This window comes from Nostoc sp. (assembly GCF_036917535.1).
Lineage (GTDB): Bacteria > Cyanobacteriota > Cyanobacteriia > Cyanobacteriales > Nostocaceae > Nostoc.
On record NZ_JBALDA010000083.1, the window covers coordinates 25174 to 34043 of the forward strand.

At 37.9% G+C, this 8870-nt stretch carries 6 protein-coding genes and 3 pseudogenes; 5 read left to right on the top strand and 4 right to left on the bottom strand.

Translation table 11 applies throughout. The features are described 5' to 3' along the window. Positions 1–2: 2 nt before the first annotated feature. Entirely contained in the window at positions 3–1316 is a 1314-nt protein-coding gene (locus V7K56_RS27350) for a cytochrome P450 (protein ID WP_334915575.1), read from the bottom strand. On the opposite strand from V7K56_RS27350, the gene V7K56_RS27355 reads away from it, so the two are divergent. Then, complete coding sequence (locus tag V7K56_RS27355) at positions 1305–1472, top strand: hypothetical protein (protein ID WP_334915577.1); 168 nt, start codon at positions 1305–1307, stop codon at positions 1470–1472. The genes V7K56_RS27350 and V7K56_RS27355 overlap by 12 nt on opposite strands. A gap of 213 nt (positions 1473–1685) precedes the next feature. After that, positions 1686–2291 carry a DedA family protein gene (locus tag V7K56_RS27360; protein ID WP_334915579.1) on the top strand — a complete coding sequence of 202 codons (606 nt, stop codon included), beginning with the start codon at positions 1686–1688 and terminating at the stop codon, positions 2289–2291. Positions 2292–2518: 227 nt separating this feature from the next. Here the strand turns inward: V7K56_RS27360 and V7K56_RS37265 are convergent. After that, positions 2519–2817: pseudogene (locus V7K56_RS37265) on the bottom strand (transposase); the annotation flags it as partial. Positions 2818–2951: 134 nt separating this feature from the next. Here V7K56_RS37265 and V7K56_RS27365 point away from each other — a divergent pair. After that, positions 2952–4403, top strand: coding sequence for an FAD-dependent oxidoreductase (locus tag V7K56_RS27365; RefSeq protein ID WP_334915581.1), 1452 nt, complete (start codon positions 2952–2954; stop codon positions 4401–4403). Between the two features lie 488 nt (positions 4404–4891). Here the strand turns inward: V7K56_RS27365 and V7K56_RS27370 are convergent, their stop codons facing one another. Both V7K56_RS27370 and V7K56_RS27375 read right to left on the bottom strand, forming a co-directional pair. Then, positions 4892–5449 (bottom strand): hypothetical protein, encoded by a 558-nt coding sequence (locus V7K56_RS27370; protein ID WP_334915583.1) that lies wholly within the window; start codon positions 5447–5449, stop codon positions 4892–4894. A 106-nt stretch (positions 5450–5555) separates the two neighbouring features. Further along, positions 5556–5796, bottom strand: a pseudogene (locus tag V7K56_RS27375) (transposase); the annotation flags it as partial. A gap of 626 nt (positions 5797–6422) precedes the next feature. Here V7K56_RS27375 and V7K56_RS27380 point away from each other — a divergent pair. Together V7K56_RS27380 and V7K56_RS27385 are read left to right on the top strand one after the other, a co-directional pair. After that, positions 6423–8048, top strand: coding sequence for an NACHT domain protein (locus V7K56_RS27380; RefSeq protein ID WP_334915586.1), 1626 nt, complete (start codon positions 6423–6425; stop codon positions 8046–8048). Then, positions 8041–8870: pseudogene (locus V7K56_RS27385) on the top strand (hypothetical protein); the annotation flags it as partial. The gene V7K56_RS27380 and the pseudogene V7K56_RS27385, both read left to right, overlap by 8 nt.

Genomic DNA, 8870 nt, shown 5'->3' on the forward strand with positions numbered 1-8870 from the left:
TTTCACCGAGGTTGAAATCGAACCCGTAACCCATCTTTAGGACGATTGCTAGGAAAAAACACAGTTTCTAAACTTTGATTGGGTAATATCTCCCAATGATAATTGCGTAGAAGATGAGCAGCAACAATCTTCATTTCCATTTTGGCAAAGGCTATACCAATACAGATACGTGGCCCACCACCAAAACCAACTAAACTAAAAGGATACTTTTTATGTTCTTGTCGCTGGGGACTGAAACGTTCTGGATCAAAGCGCTCTGGTTCAAGATAGATTTCCTTTAGGCTATGAGTTGTCACAATTGAATAAAGCAATCGCCAACCAGCAGAAACGTGATAACCTTTAAATTCAAAGTCTTTAATCACACCACGAAACCCACCTCCGACAGGTTGATGCAATCTTTCAACTTCCCACAAAACCTGCTCTAAATAGGGCATTTTCCCCAATTGTTCTAAATCTAAATCACCTTTACTTGCAAGTTGCAATTGTTCTTCTCTAGCTTTTTCGAGTACTTCTGGATGACGCGCTAACTCTACACACAACCAAGTCAGCATCGAAGTAGTAGTTTCATGTCCAGCGAAGAGTAATAGTAACGCCTGAGCGATGAGTTCTTTTTCACTCATTCGGTTCCCTTCTTCATCTTGGGCTTGCACTAATAAACTCAGAGCATCTTTTGTTGGATTTTGCTGACGTTCTCTGACAACTTGAGTTAGATGCTCTAAAATCTGATTACGAGCAGCTATAGCTTTACTAAATGTTGTAAATGGTAAGGGCAACGGATTAATCGCAAACAGTCCATTTGTGATGGCTGCAAATAACTTGCTAAAACGTATACATTCCGGCCCAGGACGCGTACCCAACAACAATTGACTAGCAATATCAAACGTCAGCTGTTTAAATTCTGGGAACCAAGCAAACTCCTGTTTTTTCTGCCACTTTTGCAGATAACTACGTGTAATATCTTCCATTGTGGAGACATAATTCGCCAAAGCTGGGCCATGCAATGCCGGCATCATCAAGCGACGGTTTTTGCGGTGTTCTTCTCCATCTTGGAGAAAAAGTGATTCACCCAGTAATGTCTTAAAATTATCAGGCCATCCCTCGCGCCAAGAAAAATTCTCCATTTGGCTTGACAAAACGAACTCTAACGCCTCCGGCCCGACCATCACTACAGTCGGTCTGCCAAGAAGATGAGTTTTGAAGATGGGCCCATACTGGCGATAGCGCTTTTTAGTGAAATCGCGGTCGAATAGAAAGGAGGGTGTTTCACCTAATACTGGTATACCGAAGCTTCCAGGAGGAAGTTGATGATTTTTCATATCTCTAAGGATAGCTATGAAAAAGTTAACACGATATTTAAACTCTGCTGCGATCGCAGCACCCCAAAATATTTTAGCGTTGCAGAACAGGGGGATGAATTTAGGCAGGCAGGGGAGGCAGGGGGTGCTCTTGAAGCAGGGGAAGAAATTTTATAACTTGCTAAATCATCTCTCAATTAAGCACCCCAAAATATTCTTAGTACTTTCAAATATCTTTGTCTTTTGCACCTTTAACCTAAAACCTGTCATCTGTCATTATATTTTCCCAGATTACATAATAACTTTACATAAATTTAATATTACTTTTTATCCAATAAAATTGCTGAACGTTAAGATGTTGTGGATCTATTGTTGAAAAGTAAAAATTATATGCATCTGGATTTACCACAACTGATTAAATCACTCGGCTATTTTGGGGTCTGGGCGATTGTCTTTGCTGAATCTGGCTTGTTAATTGGTTTTTTTCTGCCTGGGGATAGCTTATTGTTCACCGCTGGATTTGCTGCATCTCAGAATTTATTGAACATTTGGGTTTTGATTTTTGGTGCTTTTATTTGTGCGGTCTTAGGTGACAATGTTGGCTATATGACTGGGCATAAATTTGGTAGAAGACTATTTAATAGGGAAGATTCATGGCTGTTTCATAAAAAACATCTTGTGAAAACTCAAAACTTTTATCACCAGCACGGTAAAAAAACAATTGTTTTAGCACGCTTTTTACCCATTGTACGGACTTTCGCGCCCATTGTGGCTGGGATTGGTGCAATGCATTATCGCACATTTATGTCTTACAACTTAATTGGTGGCTTTCTTTGGACATTCGGTATTACCCTGTTAGGATTTTTCTTAGGAAAATCTCTGCCAGCTGAACAGGTAGATAAGTATTTGTTACCAATTATTGGATTAATTATAGTTATTTCTTTAGTGCCATCGATTATTCATGTAATACAAGAAAATAGAGCAAATAAAAGGTGAAATATTTTTTGTAGCTCCTTAGTAGATGTTTTCTTGTAGAGACTAAGTATATTTATTTACTCAAGCCACAAACTTTAGAGCTTGATAAAATACCTTCATGACCGATAAAGAAAAAAATACAGAGCAACTAAATTTATTTATGGGGATTTTGAATTTTGAATTTGGAGTGTACCCCTTTAGGGATCTTGCTACGCGCAGCATCTTGTAGAGAAGCGACGTGACTTCCTTAACATCTCATGCCTTAACTGCTCATGATCTTGAGGTCTTCATAACCCATTATCAAACTGTATATTTGTTGTGGGATTAAGCCATTAATTAAATGATCAATCCGATTGATATCTCGGTAATCATTAAAACATTACGCCAACCGGAATCTGATTTTTCGTTTCCGATCTAGTTCCGTAATGAAATTTAATCCTGTATCCGATGTTACTGTTACAGCCTTGAAATTAACTACGACTGGGCGTGACTTTTCTCTTTCAAACTTGAATTGCTCTGGGTTACAATCTGTCTTGCTAAGGGTGATGTTTTGAAACTGCGTTGACTGATTCCCATGCACATGAAAGTGCTGCGATGGTTTGGGGCAATTGAAGGCTAGTTAAATTTTAGAAAATTGTTTAGCCTAGTAATATACCACAAAACTTTTTTGCAAGAGGTCTAATGAATCATTCCGACAAGAAAAATGTTGTCATTATGGGAGGAGGTCCGGCAGGATTAGGCACAGCTTTAATGTTAGCGAAAAGAGGTTGGAAAGATATTACAGTTATTGAAAAAAGACCATCAGCAGATTGTTACGAACCAGATAAATCCTTTAGTTATCAAATTGATGGTCGAGGGCAAAAATTAACTGATTTGTTAGAAATAACTGCCAAACTAGCTGATTTGAGTGTCCCTAATACCGAATTTTATTTGACTCTCATTCAAAAAGACGGCACACGCAAAACAACGAAACTACCCATTGTTGATTCTAAACGCAAGACTGCCTATTGGTTGCCAAGAGCATCTTTTGTAGAGTTACTTTACCAAGAAATTCATCAACATTGGCAAAATTCGATTCAGGTTTTATTTAATACTGAAGGTGTAGAAATTAAACAACATGTAGAGCATTTAGAAATTATTACCCAATCTCAATCTCAGGAAAAATTGAGCTTTATTCCTACTCTGTTAGTAGGTTGTGATGGCTTAAGCTCTATTGTGCGTGAAACTCTTCATCAAATGGAAGGTCAATCACATTCCTTTGAAATGCAAAAGTTTCCTTCTCCTAGTTCCGGTTTAAAATACAAAATTCTCACTTTACCTCCTCAATTTCCCTTATCAGAGTCAGAAGGAGATTTAGCACAAACTACAATGGCTTATGCCATTAGATCTACTTTTAAAGGGCGTAAAAAAGCAATTTCTCTGGGATTATTACCCTTTAAAAATCCTCATAGACCAAGAACTGCAAATATTATTACCTACCCAGATCATCAAATCTGGCAATTAGAAACCAAAGAAGAAGTTAAACAATTCCTAAAAGAAGCATTTCCTCAGCTTCCCCTAGAAAAGATTATTTCTCCTGAAGAAATAGCTAGATTTACATCTAGTGATGGGGGTAAATTTCCTATTCCTCAATATTGTTCAGGGTTGTATAAAATTTGGGGAAAACCTGAAGATAACCAAGGAACAGCGGTAATTTTATTGGGAGATGCAACTCATTGTTTTCCTCCCGACATTGGACAAGGCGTTAATTCAGCCTTAGAAGATGTCTATCAAATTCATGAAATTTTGGCAGCAACTCAAGATAATCTTTCTCAAGCACTTCCTCGCTATGAAAGCTTACGTCAACCAGATATTAAAGCCTTAATCCGTTTAGCACAAATTAGTTATCCTTGGCAATATAATCAAGACTTTCTACAGAAGCAATTATGGAGTCTTAACTTCTTTCTACGCTTACTTTTGAATCGTTTGTTCCCTTTTTTATTTAATCCTCATTCCTTTTTACTGATTCAGAATCATGAACTATCTTACTCAGAAATTCTCGCTAAAAGTGATAGAACTACTCAAGTTTTAGCTATTTTAGGAGGATTGGCAATATTAACTTTAATGGTGAATATTATTGATTTTTTCCAATAAACTCTTCATTTAAGAGAGAGTTTTGGCTTTTTAACTGTTTACGCTCACTCTTTATTCCTTTTAAATTAGTCTCTAATTTTTTGTAGTGTTCAGGGGAGACAGCAGAAGCTCTCCCCCTTTCTACTCCCCTAACTTTGTTTCAACTACCTGTAAACGGCTGTTTACACCCTGTAGATGTTGAACGATCGCTTCAGTGATTAATTCGCTTAAGTTTGTCACTGGCAATACGGTTTGTTTAAGCCAAAAACCTTTTGGGTTCTAAAAGCGAGTTGCTGTGGGTACGATATTTATTGGTTTTTGATACCAATTTGAAAAAAGAATGCGACAGATACATACGGACATACCTTTGTTCTGTCTGGCTTTCTTAATTTTGAATTTTGAATTTTGAATTGGTATGAATTGGTGCTGTGGATTGTTAGCTACGCTATAAATCTGTCTCAATCACCACAGTTATTTCGCTGGGAAGTAAAATCAAACTCTGACATTAGCTAGGGATTAATCGCAGAATTAGCCATTTTTATTAAAGAAGTGCGATCGCCTGCTTTCAACCCAACAATATATTGCACACCTTGTTGTCTCCAAGACAAGGTAGCATCTGAGCAATTAGCACCACAAGTAAAATCTACAAAATAGCCAGTGATACCCTTAGCTAAGGATACAGATTTACCAGTCAGGCGGGGTGTTTTGCGGGTTACAGCTTCAGCGGAAAGGACACCCAAACGACAAGCAGTTCCACCATTACAGTCGGGACTAAAACCGAGTAAAATCTCGTACTTTTTTTGCGTAACAGCTTCTATAATCGCGTAAATTGGATTTTCGCCATCCGACTCAGGAATAAACTTTGGCAATAAAATCTTAATTTGAGTCTTTTGCTTTAATTTGGGCAGAATAGATTTAAAAACTGGATGTAGCTGGATTTTACTCTGCTGTGCTATCAGTTGTGAATGGTTATTTATACTTGCTATAGCTAACTTGTGAAAGCTGCTGACACTGACTAATAAAAATACGGCACACACAGCACTAGTATTTCTAAAGCTTAAAATCATCTTTGAAAACCTATTTAATCAAAAGTACTTATTTGTAATACCCAGTTTTAGTATAAAAATACTCATTTAACAGATGAAGCGATCGCTGGGAATAAGAAATACAAAATTAATCAGTTATAACGGCAGATATGGCAGCTTCACTCATTTCTGGGAGACGTTCATAATCCTTACTGAGACAACGGTTATGGTTAAACAAACCAAATGTTCTTTTTACTACTTAACGTTTGGGCAAAACCTTCCATTCTTGCTCAGTACGCCCTATGACTTCAACATGAGCTTGAATCATCAGCCAAACTGAAAGCGCTTTCTTTATCACCGTCATAATCGGAATCAACCCAGATAACTTCTTTTATTGGTTGTGGCAAATTAATCCTCAAGGATTTCAGCAAGTGTGTCGGCAATTTCCCCAAAGAGTGCAGCAAATATGTCTGACTGGGAAATAGGTTATACCGAAATATTCTAATGTTGATGAGGAATGTTACAGCATTGATAAGGAATATTGTAATGTTGATGAGAAATATTACAATGTTGCTTATGGATGTTGTAATGTTGATGAGGAATGTTACAGCCTTGATAAGGAATATTGTAATGTTGATGAGGAATATTACAATGTTGCTTATAAATGTTGTAATGTTGATGAGGAATGTTGCAATCTTGACAAGAACTACTTGTACATTGAGAGTGATGGAGAAAAAAGTGGCGATCGCTAGTGAGTTAGTATAGGTTAGCGATCGCCTCCGGCGGGCGGGTACGCCATCGCACCACACATAACTCTACATCACATCTTGCACTATTTAGCAAACCTCTGCGTTTAAAAAAGTAATATTTTTAAACGCAAAAGAGCGCAAAGGTTGGCGCAGAAAAACGCAGAGGTTAAATGGAAGGCAATTTTTTGCTTTGAACTTATGAAATTATTCCTAAGTGAATATGCGATAAGGTAAAGGTATCACAGCCTGCTCCCACTATAGGAAAGATGAATATTGACCCCGTATCTGTAGTTAATGCTATTAAAGCTATTGCACCTGCTACTGTTTCTCTTGGTATCCAGCAGGCTCAACGTAACGAATATATTATTAAAATTTTAAAACGTTTAAATCTCGATTCAATACAGCCTCCCAAAGATTTTGAAGGTGTTTATACTTATGCTTTGGTAGAATATGGTGTATTTAAAGCTGATTATATACTCAATTTTTTTAGAAATAAAGAGATTAAAAAAGCTTTTTATAAGGCTTTTGCAGAAAAGGCATTGGCTATTGATAATGAGGAATGGAATACATTAAAAGATGAGGCACAACAAGCAAAAATAGACTTAGCTCAGGTTGAGAAATTTCATCAAGTTTTTCTCAGTGTGGCAAAACGTTCTATCAATCCTGGAGAAGTTATAACGAATGTACAACTTCAAGAACACCTGAATAAATTTACAGAACCTCCAGAACAGTCGTTTTATCCAGATGAGTTTAAAGCGCTAATCGAAGAAAAAACTAAGGCATTTTGCGGACGGGTATTTGTATTTAATGAATTTGATGCTTTCCTCAAAAAGCATCCTAAAGGTTATTTTACCGTGATTGGGGATGCGGGGATGGGGAAAAGTGCGATCGCAGCCCAATCTGTATCTAAATACAAAGCTATCTGCTACTTCAATATTCGGGCAGAAGGTCGCAACACACCAGACCAATTTTTGCAAAGTATTCGTCAACAACTGATGAATCGCTATCAGTTACAGAATGCAGAGAATGATAATTTACCTACTTTGCTGACAAAAGTAAATGAAAAGCTAGCAACTGGTGAACCCTTGGTAATTGCGGTTGATGCACTCGATGAAGTCGAACAACCAGGGTCAGGAAATCTTTTAGATTTACCCAAAAATTTGCCAGAGAAGATATATTTTCTGTTAACTAGGCGACGCTATGCCCAAAATGAAAAGCGCTTGTTGACTGAAGAAGTTCCAGAGCAGCAGTTGGATTTAACAGCGAATAAGTATGAGGTCTGGAATCGAAAAGATGTCAAAGAGTACATTAGTACATTTATCAATGATGAGCCAGAGCATCATGGTTTAAAGGCATGGATTCAAAAACGGAATGTTCAGCCGCCATATTTTATTGAGCAGGTAGCACAAAAAAGTGAAAACAATTTTATGTATCTGTACTATGTCTTACCAAGTATTGCTAGAGGAGATTATCAAGACTTAAGTTTAGAAGAATTACCTGAAAAACTTCAGGGTTATTATGAACAGCATTGGAAGCAGATGAAAATGGATACTCCAGACAAGCGGACAAATGCGATTATCCTCTGTGTACTGGTTGAGGTAGGTAAACCGATTTCCTGTGAATCCATTGCCCGCATTACTGGTCAAAATGAATATGATGTTTTGGAGCTTTTGAATAAGTGGCTAGAATTCTTGAGAAGACAAAAACAAAATCAGGAAGACTACTATTCAATTTATCATCAAAGTTTTGCAGATTTCCTCCGCAAGCAACCGACTCTCAAAAAAGAAAAAAAGAGCAATAATATTGATTGGCAAGAGGTTCAGCGTCTTATTTCCGACTCTAATGACCAATTGTGGGCAAGCCTCAAACCTGGTGAGGACGAAGATGAATAGTTTTGATGAAAAATTTGCCCAGTTATCTTTAAGCGACCAGCGAACCATCCTTATTGACCCTCGTGTTAAAGCAAAGATAGGAAAATGGAAAGCATTTTATAAAAGACTGACTGATTTTGATTTTATCAATGCTAAAGTCAACCATTCTGATTTTGGTGTGCAGTCACTCATTGAGGATTATAATTTAATTAACGACTCAGAACTATTAAACAACCCAGAATATAATTCAGAGCAAGTCAAAACGCTGAAATTGATTCAAGGAGCGTTGCGATTGTCAGCGCATATATTAGTAAAAGATAAAAAGCAACTGGCAGGGCAATTGTGGGGGCGAATGCAGCACTTTGCAGTACCGGAAATTCAAGCAATGCTGGAAGTAGCAAAGCAGCAAGTTTTACCTTGGTTGCGTCCGTTAACATCTAACTTAATTTCCCCTGGCGGAAGTTTACTTCTCACCCTCTCAGGTCATAGCAACTCGGTAAGAGCAGTAGCCCTCACCCCCGATGGCAAGAAAGTGATTTCTGGTTCAGATGACAAGACACTTAAACTCTGGAATCTGGAAACTGGGGAGAATGAGCGGACTTTCAAAGGTCATAGCGACTTCGTAAGAGCAGTAGCCCTCACCCCCGATGGCAAGAAAGTGATTTCTGCTTCAGATGACAACACACTTAAACTCTGGAATCTGGAAACTGGGGAGAATGAGCGGACTTTCAAAGGTCATAGCTACTCGGTAAGTGCAGTAGCCCTCACCCCCGATGGCAAGAAAGTGATTTCTGCTTCATTTGACAACACACTCAAACTTTGGAATCTGGAAACTGGGGAGGA